12 protein-coding genes are annotated in these 14,017 nt (G+C 68.0%); 6 read left to right on the top strand and 6 right to left on the bottom strand.

Annotated elements, in window-relative coordinates; all coding sequences use genetic code 11:
- Nucleotides 1-20: 20 nt before the first annotated feature.
- The 3 genes from ACWGRX_RS17960 to chpT all read right to left on the bottom strand — a co-directional run bounded on the left by ACWGRX_RS17960 (nucleotide 21) and on the right by chpT (nucleotide 3,880).
- Nucleotides 21-521: a chemotaxis protein CheW gene (locus ACWGRX_RS17960; protein WP_452118646.1), complete on the bottom strand. Its 501-nt coding sequence runs from the start codon at nucleotides 519-521 to the stop codon at nucleotides 21-23.
- Nucleotides 518-3,115: a hybrid sensor histidine kinase/response regulator gene (locus ACWGRX_RS17955; RefSeq protein ID WP_452118685.1), complete on the bottom strand. Its 2,598-nt coding sequence runs from the start codon at nucleotides 3,113-3,115 to the stop codon at nucleotides 518-520. The genes ACWGRX_RS17960 and ACWGRX_RS17955 overlap by 4 nt, the downstream gene beginning before the upstream one ends.
- 126 nt (nucleotides 3,116-3,241) lie before the next feature.
- Nucleotides 3,242-3,880 carry a histidine phosphotransferase ChpT gene (chpT, locus tag ACWGRX_RS17950; protein ID WP_452118645.1) on the bottom strand — a complete coding sequence of 213 codons (639 nt, stop codon included), beginning with the start codon at nucleotides 3,878-3,880 and terminating at the stop codon, nucleotides 3,242-3,244.
- 237 nt (nucleotides 3,881-4,117) lie between these two features.
- Between chpT and ACWGRX_RS17945 the strand changes: the two genes are divergently transcribed.
- Nucleotides 4,118-4,957 carry a 3'(2'),5'-bisphosphate nucleotidase CysQ family protein gene (locus tag ACWGRX_RS17945; RefSeq protein WP_291647225.1) on the top strand — a complete coding sequence of 280 codons (840 nt, stop codon included), beginning with the start codon at nucleotides 4,118-4,120 and terminating at the stop codon, nucleotides 4,955-4,957.
- Between the two features lie 3 nt (nucleotides 4,958-4,960).
- On the opposite strand, the gene ACWGRX_RS17940 is transcribed toward ACWGRX_RS17945, so the two are convergent.
- Nucleotides 4,961-5,485: a YHS domain-containing (seleno)protein gene (locus ACWGRX_RS17940; protein WP_452118644.1), complete on the bottom strand. Its 525-nt coding sequence runs from the start codon at nucleotides 5,483-5,485 to the stop codon at nucleotides 4,961-4,963.
- Nucleotides 5,486-5,677: 192 nt separating this feature from the next.
- Between ACWGRX_RS17940 and ACWGRX_RS17935 the strand changes: the two genes are divergently transcribed.
- The 4 genes from ACWGRX_RS17935 (at nucleotide 5,678) to ACWGRX_RS17920 (ending at nucleotide 9,564) form a co-directional block, all read left to right on the top strand.
- The gene (locus tag ACWGRX_RS17935; RefSeq protein ID WP_452118643.1) at nucleotides 5,678-6,250 is read left to right on the top strand and encodes a DUF1134 domain-containing protein; all 573 of its coding nucleotides are present in this window, start codon (nucleotides 5,678-5,680) and stop codon (nucleotides 6,248-6,250) included.
- Between the two features lie 85 nt (nucleotides 6,251-6,335).
- Nucleotides 6,336-7,586, top strand: a complete 1,251-nt coding sequence (locus ACWGRX_RS17930) for a coiled-coil domain-containing protein (RefSeq protein WP_452118642.1) — start codon at nucleotides 6,336-6,338, stop codon at nucleotides 7,584-7,586.
- A gap of 188 nt (nucleotides 7,587-7,774) precedes the next feature.
- Nucleotides 7,775-8,707, top strand: coding sequence for a sugar kinase (locus ACWGRX_RS17925; protein ID WP_452118641.1), 933 nt, complete (start codon nucleotides 7,775-7,777; stop codon nucleotides 8,705-8,707).
- Nucleotides 8,704-9,564 carry a TIGR01459 family HAD-type hydrolase gene (locus ACWGRX_RS17920; protein WP_452118640.1) on the top strand — a complete coding sequence of 287 codons (861 nt, stop codon included), beginning with the start codon at nucleotides 8,704-8,706 and terminating at the stop codon, nucleotides 9,562-9,564. The genes ACWGRX_RS17925 and ACWGRX_RS17920 overlap by 4 nt, the downstream gene beginning before the upstream one ends.
- Nucleotides 9,565-9,568: 4 nt before the next feature.
- Here the strand turns inward: ACWGRX_RS17920 and ACWGRX_RS17915 are convergent, their stop codons facing one another.
- Nucleotides 9,569-11,965, bottom strand: a complete 2,397-nt coding sequence (locus ACWGRX_RS17915; RefSeq protein ID WP_452118639.1) for a hypothetical protein — start codon at nucleotides 11,963-11,965, stop codon at nucleotides 9,569-9,571.
- A 67-nt stretch (nucleotides 11,966-12,032) separates the two neighbouring features.
- On the bottom strand, nucleotides 12,033-13,160 hold the full coding sequence (gene ribA / locus ACWGRX_RS17910) for a GTP cyclohydrolase II RibA (protein WP_452118638.1): 1,128 nt from the start codon (nucleotides 13,158-13,160) through the stop codon (nucleotides 12,033-12,035).
- Between the two features lie 269 nt (nucleotides 13,161-13,429).
- Between ribA and ACWGRX_RS17905 the strand changes: the two genes are divergently transcribed.
- A complete protein-coding gene (locus ACWGRX_RS17905; protein WP_452118637.1) occupies nucleotides 13,430-14,014 on the top strand; it encodes a cytochrome b in 585 nt (194 codons plus the stop codon).
- Nucleotides 14,015-14,017: the final 3 nt, after the last annotated feature.

The following is a 14,017-nucleotide window of genomic DNA, read 5'->3' as shown; positions in this document are numbered from 1 at the left end:
TCTCCAGACGGGACCGGCCTTCAGGCGGCGATCGGCAGTTCGATGTTGAGGATAGCGTCGACGTCGAGAACGACCAGCAGGCGATCATCGAGCCGGTGCACGCCTTTGGCGAGGCCGGCCCAGCCGCGGTCGAGATGCACGGGCACGGGTTCGTAGGTCGCGCGTTCGAGGCGCATGACTTCGCCCACTTTGTCGACAATCAGCGCGAAGGCCTCGCCGCCCTGGTCGATGCCGACGGCCACGAGCTCGCAAGCGCCGGCCTCCTGCGGTTCCGGTGCGGCAGGCTGGCCCATGCGCTCGCGCATGCTGATCGCCGTGACGATACGGCCGCGCAGGTTCAACAGACCGACGATCTCACGCGGCGCCAGCGGCACCGGGGTGATGCGCGTGGCGATGAAGACGTCCTGGACGCGGCCGATCGGCAGGCCCAGCAATTGCTCGCCGATGAAGACGGTGACGTAGTCGAGCGAGTCCTCGAAGCCGGGACCGCCGTGATCGCCCATAAAGCGCTCTGTGGTCATGCCGCTCGCCTCTGTCCCGCCCGGCACTCCGCCAGTTCCGCGATCAGGGCACGGCGGTCGAATTTGGTGACGACTTCGTTGATGCGAACCTGCGCTGCGGCCAGATGCAGCTCCGGTGTGGGCAGCGTCGACAGCCCGATGATCCGCAGGCCGGCATGTCTCGGTTCGGCCCGCAGCTGGCTTGCCAGCGCCAGGGCGGCTTCGGGATCGCGGTCGAGATCGAGGACGATCGCGGCGAGATCGGCCTTGCCGGCGGCAAGGCCCGCCGCCAGCGCGATGTCGGCGCTCTGGCTGACGCGCATTCCGGAGGCCTTGAGTACGGGCACGAGCATTTCGCGCAGGAAATCGGAGGGTTCCACCAGGAGCACATGAGGCCCGGCAGCCCCTTCGTCCCGGCGGCTGTGCATCCAGCTCGCATTAGCCAGCGGCAGATAATGGGCGAGGTCGACGATTTCGGTGGCCCGTCCGCGGATGATCGCCGAGCCGACGACGCCTCGCTCCGCCATGGCGACCATTTCGATGTCGAGTGCCTCCTCGACGATGTCGACGATGGCTTCGACGGCGAGCGCCATGGCGAAGTCGCCATCCGAGAAAATGACCAGAGGCTGCAGCCCGGACTGGCGCAGCGTGACCCCCTCGACTGGCACGATCGGCATCAGCCGGCCGCGATAATTCAGCAGGAAGCGTCCGCCGCCGTTCTCGAAAAGCGCAGCGTCGACCTCCTCGAGCCGCGTCACCAGGGCGAGCGGCACCGCCTTGAGTTGGCCCGTCCCGGCTCTGAAGACGAGCATGGTGGTGCGCTCGCTTGCTGAAACGACTTCGCCTGTCATGGCCGGCACGGGATCTTCATGGCCGGCGGCAAAGGCCCCGACGAGGCGTGCGACGCCGTTGGGGTCGATGATCAGCACCACCGCCCCGTCGCCGAGAATGGTGTTCCCGGAGAAGAGCGGAATGTGCCGCAGCTTCGTAGACATCGGTTTGACGACGATTTCCTCAGTATGAAACACCGAATCGACGAGAATGCCGAACTGGCGCTCGCCGACCTGCGTCACCACGATGAAGCCGTCCTCGAGCAGCTTGCTGTCGCGCCCCATCATCCCGGCGAGGGCGATGATCGGCAGCAGCCGGTCGCGCAGGCGCAGGACCGGCGAGTCATTGATCCGTTCGATCCGGTGCTCGCTGCCGGCCTTGACCCGGACCAGCTCGCGCACGACGACCTGGGGAATGGCGAAGCGCTGGTTGCCGCAGGCGACGATCAGCGCCGAGACGATCGCCAGCGTCAGCGGGATCTTGATCGTGATCGCCGTCCCGGATCCGGCGACGCTGACGATGTCGACGACGCCACCGATCGCATCGACATTGACCTTGACGACGTCCATGCCGACGCCGCGACCGGAGATGGCGCTCACCTCTTCGCTGGTCGAGAAGCCCGGATGGAAGACGAAGCGCAGAATCTGCGCCTCGCTCATCTTCTCGATCTCGGCTTCGCTGGCGAGACGCTGCTCGATCGCCTTGGCTCGGATGCGGGCGACGTCCATGCCGCGCCCGTCATCGCTGATCGCGATCGTGACCGAGCCGCCCTCGTGATAGGCCGAAACCCGGATCGTGCCGGTTTCGGGCTTGCCCGAGGCCAGGCGTTCCGCCGGCGGTTCGATCGCATGGTCGGCGCAGTTGCGCACCATATGGGTGAGCGGATCCTTGATCAGCTCGAGGATCTGGCGATCGAGTTCGGTATCCTCGCCCTCCATCACCAGCTCGATCTTCTTGTCGAGATCGGTGGAAAGGTCGCGCACGATGCGCGGCAGCTTCGACCAGGCGTTGCCGATCGGCTGCATCCGCGTCTTCATCACGCCGTCCTGGAGCTCGGCGGTGATCAGCGAGAGCCGTTGCAGCGGCGCCTTGATCCCGGAATCCTCCTGCTGGCGCGAGATCTCGAGGAGCTGATTGCGTGTCAGCACCAGCTCCGAGACCATGGTCATCAGATGTTCGAGCGTGTCGACATTGACGCGCAGCGTGGCCGGACCGACAGGGCGGGCAGCGGTCTCCTCCGCGCTCTGCGGACGGGGCTGGTCGAGCGGGCTCGGCGCCGCGCGGAAGACGAGATCGAGATCGTCGGCCTTGGCTTCGCCGGGCGAGCGGTTCTCCCCGGCCGATCTGGCGAGGTAGGCGGCGACCGGGTCGAGCGCGGCTGGCTCTTCACGGGACGCCAGTTCCTGCTTGGCCCTGGCCGCGAGGGCGCGCAGTTCGCCGATCAGCTGGTCGTCATTGCCGGGTGGCTCCTGCCCTTTCTCGGTCAGTTCGGCCATGATCTCCTTGATCTGGTCGATCGTCTCGAGGATGGCGGTCACGGCGCTCGACGAGACCGAGGCGCCGTCGCGGAACTGGCCCATCACCGATTCCGCGGCATGGGTCAGCGCCTCCAGGCGCGGCAGGCCGATGAAGCCGCAGGTGCCTTTGACGGTGTGAACCAGCCGGAAGATGTTGCGCAGGATGTCGGTGTTGTTCGGCTCCTGCTCGAAGCGCACGAGCTCTCGATCCACCGTGTCGAGATGCTCGCCGGTCTCGCTCAGGAACTCTTGCAGCAACTCGTCCATGCGAGGACCGTTCACTCACGCCACCGATACGGTCCCGGATAGTGCTGCCGAAGGGTTTAAGATCGGTTGAGATCGCCCGGAAAGCTGGGCTGGGACCGATCCTGCCCTGTTTTCCGGTTCTCAGGCTCAGGCAGGGTCGGCGGAGATGCTGACGGTGTCACCCTCGATGCTGAAGGCGATCGCCATTCCGGCCGCGCGCGCGACCATCCCGGTATAGACCGGCTGGACGGCGTGGGCATCGATGGCGCCGCCTTCGGCGTGGCCGGCGATGAGCTCCTCGACATGGGCGGGGATGCGGGCATGCGATCCGGTCGCCGTGATCCTGAAACTGCCCTGCTCGCCGGTAGCCGTGGTGCGGCAGGTGATCTTGCCGCCACGCGGGATCGCCTGCGTCGCGAGCACCAGCAGATTGAGAACGAGCTTGACCTGGTTCTTCGGAAGCAGGGCGCGCGGCGCCTCCCAATCCAGTGAGAGCTTCTCGTCATTCAGGAAGCCATTGGCGACGTTGCCGGCATCGCCGAGGTCGATCATGGCACCGGCCGAGCCGGCGGCGCCGAAGGCGAGACGGGCGAACTGCAGACGGGCCGAGGCGTTGCGGGCGCTCTTCTTGATCAGGTCGAGCGCGAACTCCTTCATCGAGGGATCGTCTTCCTCGAGAACCTCGAGCGCGTTGACGATGGCGCCCACCGGGCTGATCACGTCATGGCAGACGCGGCTGCACAGAAGCGCGGCCAGATCGAGCGGCTCGAGCGTGATGGCGGTCATGATCTGGTCCTGGGTCATAAGGGGGCAGCGCCACCGGCGCCGGCATAGGTGTCGCAGAATGCGCGAGTCTGGTTTGCGGGAAGTTAAGCATAAGGGCCGGGCGCGAATAACTTCGGCCAGCATGTCCGCCTGGGATGGCGGCCAGAAGGCAAGTCGGCTTTCCCTTTTTCCTGCAATGGACTAGGTGGTCATTGATGCGCGGCGTGGCCGATATTGCCGCGGCTATGGCTGGAAATCATGACGATTGCTCCCGACGATCCGCTGCTCGATGACCGGGACCGGCTTGCCGGCCTCCTCGGCGAAGCGGCGCGCCGAAGCGCCGCCGTGCTGCTCGCCAAGCGCTCGGCCCGCGACGTCAAGCTCAAGCCCGACGGCTCGCCGGTCTGCTCCGCCGACATCGCGGCGGACGAGGCGGCGAAAACGGCCCTGGCGCAGCTTCTCCCCGGCTTCCCGGTGATCAGCGAGGAAAGCGTCGACGAGGCCGTGGTCGCGCCGGTCTTCATCCTGCTCGATCCGCTGGACGGGACGCGCGAATTCCTGGCCGGCGGCGACAGTTATTGCGTCTGCATCGCGATCATCCGCGACGGTCGGCCGATCGCGGGCGCGATCGCCGCTCCGGGCATCGGCCGGCTCTGGTATGGTGGAGAGCGCGCCTTCGACCAGGCGCTGGGGCCGGATGCCGAGCCATCCGGCGCGCCGTCGGCGATACGGGTCAGGCCCGAACCGGCGGCGGGGCCGCGCATGCTGGTCAGCCGCTTTCATGGCGATGCGGTGAGCACGGCCATCGCCGCCGCGATCGGCGATGGCGCGGATGCGCCGGTGTCGTCAGCCGTGAAATTCGGCCTGATCGCCTCCGGCGAGGCCGATCTGCATGTCCGCTGCGGCGCGACGATGGAATGGGACGTGGCGGCAGGGGAGGCGATCCTCGATGCAGCCGGCGGCGTGGTGCTGACCCTGACGGGCGCGGCGACCGAATATGGCTGCAGCGGGCGGGCCTTCCGCAATTTGCCCTTCGTGGCTGCCGGCAGCGCCGATCTCGCGGCGCGCGCCATTGCGCGGGCCTGCGCGACGGGTTGAGGCTCAGCGGGCGATCTGACGCGACACCATTGGCCAGTTGCGCCTCGCCTTATCCCGCAATCCGGCCTCGGCGAGGAAACGGCGGCGGTTTTCCTCGGTCGTGAAGAAGAAGAGTTCGGAGCCGATCAGCGCATAGCGGCGTGGGTCGGCATCGGCGACGAAGCCTTCGGCAACAGCGCTGGCGTCGAAGCCGGCGAAGCGCGGCTCGTAGAGCGCCGGCGAATCGAGGAAGGCGTCGCGGTTGGCGGCGCTGGCGAAGCGCCAGACCGCGCCGCCATATGTCAGTTCATGCTCCGGGAGGCCCGGCTGGGGGCCGCTTTCAAGATGATAGGTGACGGGGTCGAAGCCGGCGAGCGCGATCGGCGATCGGGTGTCGCGCATCATGGTTTCGCCGAGGCCCGGCAGGTCGGGCAATCCCGCCGGCAGAGCGGCGCGCGTTTCCTGCGCTCCGGAGGGAGCGATGGCGACGATGGTCACGGCGCCGATGAGGGCGAACAGCCGACGCGACTGCCTTGCTGCGGCCTTCATTGCCGGAAAATCCTCGGAAAAGCGTCGTCGCGCCGACAAGCGGGCGGTTCTTCACCGCTTGGATACACATGCAGGGTATCCAAGCGGTTACCGTAATCGCGTCAAACGACGCGCATTGGCGCGTTCTTGCGCCGCCGCCGCCCGGAGCGAAGGCCGCCAGCCTCGCGCCGATGCCGGCCTGGAGACGATGTGATGACCCAGACCCGCCGCACCTTGTTGGCAGCCGCGCTCCTGCTCGCGGCCGCCTCCGTCAGCGCCCCCGCCGCCGCGCAGCAGAGCGATCGGTCCTTCTCCCAGAACGAGCTCGTCAGCTCCGGACATCAGTTCTTCGGCAATGTCTCGCGGGGGCTTGCGCTGACCATCGAGGAAGCGGTGCGACGCTGGGGAGAGCCGAACGGCTATGTTCTCGGCCAGGAGGCTTCAGGCGCCTTCGTCGGGGGGCTGCGCTATGGCGAAGGCACGCTGTTCACCCGCAATGCCGGCGACCGCAAGGTCTTCTGGCAGGGCCCCTCGGTCGGCTTCGATTTCGGCGGCGAGGGCGCTCGCACGATGATGCTCGTCTATAACCTGCCGCGGGTCGACGCGCTCTACCAGCGCTTCGTCGGGGTCGACGGTTCGGTCTATTTCGTCGGCGGCTTCGGCTTCACCGCTATGGCGGCCGAAGGCGTGACGCTCGTCCCGATCCGGACCGGTGTCGGCTGGAGGCTCGGCGTCAATCTCGGCTATCTGAAGTTCACGCCGGAAGCGACCTGGAATCCGTTCTGAGCGATCGAGCTGCCGTTACTGGAATTGTGCTTTCGGCCATGGCAAGCTGACGTTGCGCGCATAGTCTATCATGGAGCTGCCAGCCTTGATCGAAGCCGTCATGCTCGTCGCGCTCGGCTTCCTGGTTGCCAGCCTGCTTGCGCTGGCGGCACTGCCGGCTCTGGCCCGAAGGGCGGATCGGCTGGCGCGCCGGCGGGCCGAAGCGGCCTTTCCACTGTCGCTGGCGGAGATCGCCGCGGATCGCGATCATCTGCGGGCCGAGCTCGCCATGCGCGAGCGGGCGCTCGAGCAGCGAGCCGAGAGCGGCTTTTCCGCCAGAGCGGGGGCGATGAGTGAGATCGGTCGGCGCGATATGGCGATCGCCCGGCTCGAGGCGGAGCTCGCTGAACGGCGCGACCGGGTCGCCGCGCTCGAGGCGGAACTGGCGCAGACCCTCCGGGACCTCGCTGTGACACGCGAGGACCTCGCCCGTGAGAGCGCCGGCCATCAGACCACGCAGGCGACGCTCGCCATGCGCGTCAGCGACTTGGCGTCGCTGGAACAGCAGCTCGCCGAGACCCGGACCGCGCTCGGCGGCACCAGCGCCGATCTGGCGGCGCGAAGCCATGAACTCGACGAGATCAGGACGACGCATGGGCGGCTCGAAACCGTGCTCGCGGAGCGCGACGCGGCGCTGGCGGCGCTGCGGGACGAGCGCGATTCGCTGCATGTCGCGCTGGTCGAAGCCGGCACGCAGCGGCTGACCCTGGAAACCCGGCGCGACGAGCTTGCCGTGAAGCTCATGGCGAGCGAGAAGACGCTGGCGGAAACACGGGCAGCCTTGGCTGCGATGAAGCTCGACCGCGATAGCGAGCGGTTGCGCGCCGATGCCGTCACCGGCCGTGCCGTCGAGGCCGAAGCCGCGCAGGCGGTGGCCGATACGAACGCGGTCAAGCTGGGTGCCGAGATCGCCAGACAGGAGGTCGCGGTGAAGCAAGGAACAGCTGAACTCGCCGAGGCGCTCGAGCGGATCGCCAGGCTCGAAGGCGAGCTCGCGGCGGTCGCCGTAGCCAATGTCGAGCTGAAGAACGGGCTGGCGCAGGAAATCGCCCAGCAGCACGAGAGGATGCGCGAGCGTGACGAGACGATCGAGGCGCTGCATGGAGAGGTGCTCACTCTCCGGGGCGCGCGCGACCAGGCGCGGGCGGACCGGGCCGGTCTGAAGCGCGAGCTTGCGAGCTTGCGGCGCGAGGGCGCCAGCGCGGACAAGGTGGGTGAGGCCGCCTTGCGACAGGAGATCGTGCGACTGGCCGACGCGCTGCTGGCATCGGCCGAAAGCCGCGAGGCGGCGGAATAGCCCCCCCTTTGCTGCGGTGCGGCGATTCGCTTGCGGTCACAAGGGCTGTGCCCCGGCGTGAGGCAAGCACCTATCTCTTTGTGGTAGCGTCGGATTCGTCCGCGAAGTGGATTCCACTTTGCGGCCCGATGCTATAGGGAGATGTGCCTTGCGCCTTCGCACGGGACACGGCTTTTTCGGTTTGGATGATGACGGATATCGTTTGTATCGGTGAGCCGCTCGGCGAGTTCAACGCGACGCGCGGCGAGGCGGGGGCCTATCGTTTCGGACTGGGCGGGGACACGTCCAATTGCGCCATCGCGGCTGCCCGGCAAGGTGCGAAAGTTGCCTATGCCGGCGCGCTCGGCAATGACGAGCCCGGCCGTGCGCTCCGGACCGCCTGGGCGCAGGAAGGCATCGACGACAGACATGTTTCGACCCATGCGACGGCGCCGACCGGACTCTATTTCGTGGCGCATGGCGAGCAGGGGCACGTCTTCTCCTATCTGCGCGCCGGCTCGGCCGCGAGTCTCTACGGCCCCGCCGATCTGCCGCGGGAGCTGATCGCCTCGGCCAAGGTGGTCCAGGCCTCCGGCATCAGCCAGGCGATCTCGGCCAGCGCCTGCGATGCGGTGTTCGAGGCTTTCGAGCTGGCGCGCCAGAACGGCGTGCTGACCGCCTACGACACAAATCTGCGTCTCAAGCTCTGGCCGCTGACCCGCGCCCGGTCGATCGTCCACACCGCCTGCCGGATGGCTGACATCGTCCTGCCGGGCGACGGCGACGCCAAGCTGCTGACCGGGCTGGAAGAACCCGACGCGATCGTCGATTTCTATCTCGGGCTCGGTGCCAAGGTGGTGGCGCTGACCCTCGGCCATGAGGGCTCGCTGGTGGCGACGCCCGAGCGGCGCCAGCGCTTCGTGCCGATCAAGGTCGAGGCGATCGACGCGACCGGCGCCGGCGACTGCTATGACGGCGCCTTCCTCGCCGAATATATACGCACCGGTGACGCCTTCGTCGCCGGCGCCTACGCGAATGTCGCGGCGGCGCTCTCCACCCAGGGCTATGGTGCGGTAGCCCCCCTGCCGCGCCGGGCCGAGGTCGAGGCGCGGATCGCAGCAGAGGCAGCTCTCAAGGCATGACTATTCCGATCCTGACGCGAGCGGGCGATCTCCTCGCCCGCTACGAAGTGTTGATCAGCGACGTCTGGGGCGTCGTCCATGACGGTCTGCTGGCGCTGCCGCCGGCCTGCGACACGCTTGAGCGCTATCGCGAGGCGGGCGGCACCGTCGTCCTGCTCTCGAATGCGCCGGGCCCTTCCGACCAGATCGCCGGCGTGCTCGACGACAAGCGCGTGCCGTGCACCGCCTGGGACCGGCTGGTCACTTCCGGCGACGTGACGCGGGCGCTGATCGGAGCGAGCCATCTGCGCAAGGCCTATCATATCGGCTGGCATGAGGACCGCGCCGTGTTCGAGGGCTTCGATGTCGAACTCGTCGACGAGGAGGACGCCGAATTCGTCGTCGCGACCGAGCTCAACGATTATCGTACCGAGCAGCCGGAGCAGTACCGGCCGCAGCTCGCGCGCTTCGCGGCGCGGGGATTGCCCTTCATCTGCGGCAACCCCGACCTCGTCGTCCATGTCGGCCATGATCTCCTGCCCTGCGCCGGTGCGCTGGCGACGATCTATGAGGAACTCGGCGGCCGGGTCGCCTGGGCCGGCAAGCCGCATCGTCCGGCCTATGATCTCGCTTTGGCGGCGGCACGCGATGCGCGTGGCGGCCGGGATGTCGACGCCGGCAAGGTGCTGGTGATCGGCGATGCCGTGCGCACCGATCTCGCCGGGGCGCGGCTGATGGGCTTCGACGGCCTGTTCATCGCCGGCGGCATCCATCGCGACGAGACGATCCGCGACGGCGTGGTCGATCCGGCCGGCCTCGCCAAGGTTCTGGCGGGGCATGTTCCGGCTCCGGTCGCGGCGATGGCGGCGCTGACCTGAACCTTCACACCGGCGGCGGGTTCGCCTCGCGGATCCGCTGGCCGATCGCCCGGAAGAGCCCGTCGAAGGGGCGGAAGGTGAAGCGGATCGTCGAGCGGCCGGGCGGCACCTGCACGGCGCGGAAGATGACGTTGGCCCGCAGCAGCTCGGCCGGCTTGCCGTCGACCTCGACCTGCCACCAGGGCTGCCAGACATCGTTGAGGACGACGAAGCCGCCGGCGGGCGCGTCGGCCTCCAGCATAACCTCGGTGGTGCCGTAGTCGCGAATGCTCACCGTGCCCGGCCCGGCCGGGCCGCCCGGCAGCCTCGGCGGCGTTCTGTCGAGCAGCACGGTGCGCCGCGGATCGAACCCCGTCGGCCATTGCCCACTCTTCAATATGGCGTCGAAATCGGCCTGCTGCGCGTTCGTGACGAGCAGCACGCGCGGCAGGGCCCGCGGATTCTCGTAGACGAAGGCGTCGGCGGTGCGGGCGATCTGGACGAGGTCGCCGGGCTTGAGCGCCTTGTCGATCTGCTCCACAGGCACCCCGGTGGCGATGAAGCGCAGGCCGAGCATGTCGGCGAGCAGCGAGCGATAGGACGGCATCAGCGCCGAGAAGGTGCGCTGGTCGGGCAAAGCGACGTGGTCACCGGCGCCGGTGGCGGCGCTGTAGAGTCCGAGCCGCAGCGGATTGTAGCCGAGCGTATTGTCGAGGCCGTGGACCAGGCTCGCATTGGGCCAGTGGAAGTCGATGCCGGCGAGCTCGATGCGGTCGCGGCGATCCGGGCCGGCGGTGCGCGCGATCTCGCGCTTGAGCAGGGCGATGGTCTCGTTGGCGCTGTCAGCGCGCAGCACCTCATAGCGCGAGGACGGCAGGGCGGTCGACTCGCTCGGCCCGTTGTTGACCGAGAGATCGATGGTCATGGTCATGGCGAGGATCAGCGTCGCGGCCATGCCAGCGCCCTGCAGAGCAAGACCGCGCGCGGCGACGAGCGCTCCGGCGACCAGCAGCAGGCAGAGCAGGGCGGTGATCAGCGGCAAGGCGGCGACGCCGAGGCGATCGGTCGTCCAGGCCAGCCAGATGGCGAGACCGAAGGCGGCGCCGAGCAAGGCGGCTTCCAGAGCGATCTGCCAGCGCCGGGGACGCGGCGCGGTGTCGGTCAGGACGAGATGGGTGAAGTAGCCGCCGAGAATGGCGAAGAGCGCGCCGAGGATGAAGAGCGCGTCGGCCGGCCGGCGATAGAGGTCGAGGCCGGGCAGTGCCGAAAAGAGGATCTGGAAGCCGGGCGTATAGCGCCCGAGCGCGTAGATGAGCACGACGATGGCCGCGACGCTCAGCGCCACGATCTCGCGTCGCCAGAGGCCGCCGCGGACGACGCCGACGCCGATGATCATCAGCAGCGGCAACAGGCCGAGATAGAGCTCGCTCATATTGCGGGCGAGATAGAGATCGACTGCACCGAAGCGGGCTTCCCAGGCCGGGCTCGGCGGCCCCCAGAAATTCTCCAGCGGGCCGGCGGCGCCATAGAGATTGGCGACCAGCCCGGTGAGCAGCGAGGCCGGATGAAGCGAGCCCTTGCCGGCGCCGGCGAGGTCGATCGCCGGCCGGTTCGATTCCTGGGCCAGGAAGGCGGTGAGCAGGATCGGTATGGCGGCGACCAGCACGGCGCCGAGCACGCCGAGGCACAGCGGCATCAGGCTGCCTTTGAGCGCGCGCAGCGGCTGCTTCGCCATGGCGATGGCGGCGATGACGAGCCCGGCGAGGACATAGACGCCGATCAGCGCGACCTGGTCGCGCCCGAGCACCATGAAGCCGGCCACGATACCGGCGAAGAAGCCATAGCCCCAGGAGCCGCGCTCCAGAGCGCGCGAGAGCAGCAGCAATGTGATGGCGAAATAGGCAAGGCTCAGCACCTGACCGACATGCTGGATGCGCCAGGCGGCCGAAGCCCCGAAGGCGAAGGCGAGGGCGCAGACCACGGCGCCGCCCGGGTGCCAGTCGCGGTCGCGGAAGAGCAGGACGAGGCAGAGCGCCCCGACCAGGAGCGAGCCGAGCAGCGCCCCGTCGCTCCAGCGGAAATCCGGCGTCGGATTGAGCAGGGCGATCAGCGCGAAGGGCGGCGAGAAGATCAGGGATTGCGGATCTGCGACCTGCGGCGAGCCGGCGAAGACGAAGGGTGTCCAGAACGGCGACAGCCCCTTGTGCAGGGCGCTGGCGAGGAATTGGAGCTGCGGGTGGAAATGCGCCTTGGCATCCCAGGGCACGGTCATCACCCCGGACAGCCAGGGCCAGGACAGAGCGAGCCAGGCGGCGCCGACGATCAGGAGGACCTTGGCGACAGGCCAGGGCGCGCGCAACGGCGCTGGATCGGACCGTTCTTGCTCGGACAGCTTCTGCTCGGACCGCTTCTGTTCGGACATGGCGGCTTCCTGCCCCAGGCCCCGTGCCGGATCAATGCCCGGCACGGGCTCGCTGCCTGGCGCGAGGTCAATCCTTCGGGGCGGCGCGCGCCATCAGCGCGTCCATATCGATGAAATGGCCGGCCCGGTCGCGCTTCGAGGCGAGATAGCGGACATTGTGGATATTCGGGCGGCCAAGGACGCGCTGGGTCGCGGCGACTTCGAGCCCGGCGGCCTTGATCGCACCGACCTTGAGCGGATTGTTGGTCAGCGCCGTGACGCTGCTGACGCCGAGCTGCTTCAGCATCTCCGCGGCGAAGTCGAAATGGCGCTGGTCGAGATCGAAGCCGAGCACTTCGTCGGCGTCGTAGGTGTCCCAGCCCTGGCTCTGCAGCTTGTAGGCACGCATCTTGTTGGAGATGCCGTTGCCGCGGCCTTCCTGGTCGAGATAGAGCAGGATGCCGCCCTGGTTCTGAGCCATCCACTCGACCGTCTCGCGCAGCTGGTCGCCGCAATCGCATTTCAGCGAGCCGAACAGGTCGCCGGTCAGGCAGGCGGAGTGCAGGCGCACCGGCACGGCGGCCGCGAGGTCCGGCTTGCCGACGATGATCGCGACCTGATCGCGCAGGCCCTCTCCGCCGCGGAAGACCACGAACTCGGTATCGGGAGCGCCTTCCAGCGGCACCGGCGCGCGGCCGACGATGGCGAGCGTCGCGACCTGCGCCGCGCGGTAGCCGTTGATCGCGGCGATGGTGACCTCGATCAGCGGTTCGCCGACGATCTGCGCCGCGGTGACCGGCACCAGGATGATGGCAGGCAGCACGAGCGAAAGGCCGGCGAGTTCGAGAGCCGCGGCGTCGAGCGCATTGGCCGGGCCGACCGGCGCATCGACGCGCGCATCGATCCTGAGAGCGAGGGTCTCGACGCGGGCGACGTCGATCGCGGGCATGGCGAGGACGCCGGTCTCGCTGCGGCCCTTGGCGCCGAGGCGGCGCAGGCGCGCGGCGCTCAGCACCAGCCTGGCATTGCCCTGGGCGAGCGCTTCGAGCCGGCCGGCGATCTCGACATCGGCCAGTTCGGCCGAGAGCGCCAGCGCCAGGTTCTCACCATCGCGCAGCAGGACGGGGCGGCCGGCCCGAAACTCGGCGAGTGCCCGGTCTACGGTTATGATCTCGGTTTCGCCGGGACGGCCGAAAAGCGTACGCGACTTAGGCATGGCTGCGTCCGTCAGATTGCGCCGGCTGGCGGCGGAGGAGATGGTCTTATACGTTCGTTTCGGCAGGACGGGTGCCGTCCGGCGCAATACGGCGTAGCTACAACTTGTCCGGGCTTGCGTGGTTCCCAAAAGCGTGATGTCGGGCGGATTTCCGGCGAATGTCGACCGCCGGCCGAGCGAGTGCAAGATGGCCTATTAAAAGCGCGACATTGAACGCGAGATGAATGCTGGTGCCGACCCTGACGGGGCAATAGGGGGGTGGGAGCAAGATGTGGCAGCCACGGGATCCCGCCATAGCGGCGAAAGCTCGGCCCGAGGTCTACAGCACCACGGCGCGACGGTTCCATTGGCTGACCGTCGCGGCGGTCTTCGTGATGATCCCGCTTGGCCTCGGCATGACCTATCGCGGCAATACGCTCGATATCTGGGACGGACTGACCAACGGGCTCTATTCCGCGCATAAATTGTTGGGTTTCCTCGTGCTTTGGCTCACGGCCGGACGTTTGGCCTATCGGCTTCTGCACGGCGCACCATCTGACGAGCCGACGCTGGAATGGTGGCAGAAGGCTGGTTCGCACCTGGTTCACTGGGCACTTTACGGGCTGCTTCTCGTCGTGCCCTTGCTGGGTTGGATCGGCGTTTCGCTGTTTCCGGCGTTGACGATCTTCGACCTGTTCAACCTGCCGGCTCTGGCCGGGCCCGACGAGGCGGCGGCCAAGCGCGTGCTCGCGCTGCATGGCTGGCTGGCAATTCTGCTGGCACTGACGATCGCCGGCCATATCGGCGCGGCGCTCTACCACTATTTCATCCGCCGGGACGGGGTGTTGCGGCGCATGCTGCCAGGGCTGAGATAGGCC

The organism is Allobosea sp. NPDC055594 (genome assembly GCF_053618995.1).
This window is presented reverse-complemented; position numbering and strand designations above follow the sequence as displayed.

Bases quoted from the DNA above. Each gene is read 5' to 3' on its own strand.
- ACWGRX_RS17960 (WP_452118646.1), bottom strand. From the start codon at position 521: ATGACCACAGAGCGCTTTATGGGCGATCACGGCGGTCCCGGCTTCGAG.
- ACWGRX_RS17955 (WP_452118685.1), bottom strand. From the start codon at position 3,115: ATGGACGAGTTGCTGCAAGAGTTCCTGAGCGAGACCGGCGAGCATCTC.
- chpT (WP_452118645.1), bottom strand. From the start codon at position 3,880: ATGACCGCCATCACGCTCGAGCCGCTCGATCTGGCCGCGCTTCTGTGC.
- ACWGRX_RS17945 (WP_291647225.1), top strand. From the start codon at position 4,118: ATGACGATTGCTCCCGACGATCCGCTGCTCGATGACCGGGACCGGCTT.
- ACWGRX_RS17940 (WP_452118644.1), bottom strand. From the start codon at position 5,485: ATGAAGGCCGCAGCAAGGCAGTCGCGTCGGCTGTTCGCCCTCATCGGC.
- ACWGRX_RS17935 (WP_452118643.1), top strand. From the start codon at position 5,678: ATGACCCAGACCCGCCGCACCTTGTTGGCAGCCGCGCTCCTGCTCGCG.
- ACWGRX_RS17925 (WP_452118641.1), top strand. From the start codon at position 7,775: ATGACGGATATCGTTTGTATCGGTGAGCCGCTCGGCGAGTTCAACGCG.
- ACWGRX_RS17920 (WP_452118640.1), top strand. From the start codon at position 8,704: ATGACTATTCCGATCCTGACGCGAGCGGGCGATCTCCTCGCCCGCTAC.
- ACWGRX_RS17915 (WP_452118639.1), bottom strand. From the start codon at position 11,965: ATGTCCGAACAGAAGCGGTCCGAGCAGAAGCTGTCCGAGCAAGAACGG.
- ribA (WP_452118638.1), bottom strand. From the start codon at position 13,160: ATGCCTAAGTCGCGTACGCTTTTCGGCCGTCCCGGCGAAACCGAGATC.
- ACWGRX_RS17905 (WP_452118637.1), top strand. From the start codon at position 13,430: ATGTGGCAGCCACGGGATCCCGCCATAGCGGCGAAAGCTCGGCCCGAG.